Origin of the sequence: Mesorhizobium sp. M2A.F.Ca.ET.067.02.1.1, assembly GCF_004023285.1 — a bacterium.
Taxonomy (GTDB): Bacteria; Pseudomonadota; Alphaproteobacteria; order Rhizobiales; family Rhizobiaceae; genus Mesorhizobium.
Genome location: NZ_RZSB01000913.1, coordinates 1 through 2111 on the forward strand (window position 1 = coordinate 1; position 2111 = coordinate 2111).

1 protein-coding gene and 1 pseudogene are annotated in these 2111 nt (G+C 63.0%); one reads left to right on the forward strand and one right to left on the reverse strand.

The window, feature by feature from the left end; all coding sequences use genetic code 11:
- Window positions 1-610: pseudogene (locus EOA28_RS33615) on the reverse strand (hypothetical protein); the annotation flags it as partial.
- 699 nt (window positions 611-1309) lie between these two features.
- Here EOA28_RS33615 and EOA28_RS33620 point away from each other — a divergent pair.
- Window positions 1310-2111 (forward strand): aminotransferase class III-fold pyridoxal phosphate-dependent enzyme (locus EOA28_RS33620; protein ID WP_128315738.1); only part of this gene is annotated, 802 nt, incomplete at its 3' end.

Genomic DNA, 2111 nt, shown 5'->3' on the forward strand with positions numbered 1-2111 from the left:
CCTTTCGCGCAGCGGTAAGGGCAACGGACATGTCGGTCAGTCTTTGACGCGCTTGCTCCAATGCTGCGCTCAAGTCGGCGGATGTCTGCTTTGCCGCGTCTCTTTCCCGACGGGCGCCGTCAAGATCGCTTGCGGCCGAAACCGCGTGGGCACGTTCCAGGTCCAATGCTTCGTTGGCATGTCTTGCGGCAGCGACCGCCAGCTGGAGGTCGGTGGCTCGCTCGGCCACGGCCAAATCTGCGCGTTTCTTTTCGGCGTCGGCGGCCTGGCGGGCCATGGCGAGTTCTTGCTCGGATTGCTCGGCCTTGTGCCGCTCATCGGCGAGCGATTGGTTCGCCTCGGCCAGGGACGCTTCCATGGCGCTGCGTGCTTCGTTCGAGGAAACGGCTTGTGCTTTCAGTCCTTCGATGACGCGCTGCGCCGCCTCCAGATCGAGTTTGAGGGCTTCGTTGCTCTGGTTCGCCTCATTCAGCGCTTTTGCTTGCTCCGCGGAAGTGCCGGCCAACACCTTTGCCTGCGCGCTCGCCTTACGCTCAGCGTGCTGGCTTAGGTCCAACTGAGCCTTTGTCGACGCCAGTTCGCCCCGCGCCGCAACGATCTGCTGCTGCATTTCGGCGCCATTGTCTGCGGGGGATATCGCCCCCAGGAGGAGGATGCATCCCGGAATGGCGCTCCACCTCCAGTGGCGCATGCTGAAGCGAACCCATGCCAGGCGTGTGTCGAACTCCTCGTAAGATCCATGTGTGAGTGTCACTGGCCACGGTCCTCTGTTTGCTAGGCATTCCTCGCGGTGCTCAAGAAACACGCCATAGTGGCTGCGCGTGCTTGGATTAAGATTTCTTCATTGTAGCAGTATGCCCCATGTTGAAGTGAATCAACAACTGTGAAAATCTTGCCGTTTTAGAATTGTTCCGACCGGTTATACCAGATACGTCTTCTGGCGTAGGAAGCATCATCCAAATGGACTAGATATCGGGCGTGGCCGTTCCGATGGTGAACTTGTCGACGGCCGTCGACCAGCGTCGGACGCTCAAAGCGAGATCATGCTTCGCATTCATGCGCTGCCTCGTTTTCGCCAGCGGGAAGAGCGAGAGTTCTCAATTGAACCAGATCGGCTATCTGCGGCTGGCGGGCGCAGCAGGCAATCCTTCACCCGGCATGGTCGGAGCCGCCGTGACAGCGGATGGGAACGACCTGGTCGCCTCGCATGCCCGGTCTGGCCGATTGCGCGGCGTGGAAACGAACCGTAGCTACGTGACGAGCGGCGGTTGCGTCGCTGTTTCAGCAGTCGAACTCGCCTCGGAGAGCCATGCCGCATTATCCCGACGCCATGCCCGGATCGAAGGCCCTGTTCGAACGCGCCAGGAAGGTGATGCCGGGCGGCAACACGCGCACCACGGTCTTTGTCGATCCGTTTCCGGTGTACGCCGAACGCGGGGAGGGGTGCCGGGTCTGGGATGTCGACGGCAATGCCTATTACGACTGCATCAACAATTTCACCGCGATGATCCATGGCTACGCCCATCCCGACGTCACCGCGGCCGTGGCCGGGCAGCTGCCGCTAGGCACCGCCTTCGGCGCGCCGACGCTGAGCGAGATCGAGCTCGCCGAGCTCCTGGTCGAGCGGCTGCCCTCGGTCGACCAGGTCCGCTTCACCAACTCCGGCACGGAGGGCGTGATGATGGCGATCAAGGCCGCGCGCGCCTTCACCTTGCGGCCGAAGATCGTCAAGATCGAGGGCGCCTATCACGGCTCCTACGATTTCGCCGAAGTGAGCCTGGATTCCTCGCCGGCCAATTGGGGTGACCTGCCAAGGTCTACGGCTTACGCCAAGGGCACGCCGCGCGGCGTGCTGGACGACGTGATCGCCGTGCCCTTCAACGACAGCGAGGCGTTGCGCGCCGTCTTCGCCGCCGAGGGCGACAGCATCGCGGCCGTGCTGATCGACCCGATGCCCAACCGCGCCGGCCTCATCCCGGCGCGCCAGGATTACCTTCAAGCCATGGTCGAGATCGCTCATGCGGCGGGCGCGCTGGTCATCTTCGACGAGGTCATCTCGTTCCGGCTGGGATGGTCCGGCGCGCAAGGCCTGTGGGGCATCGAGCCCGACC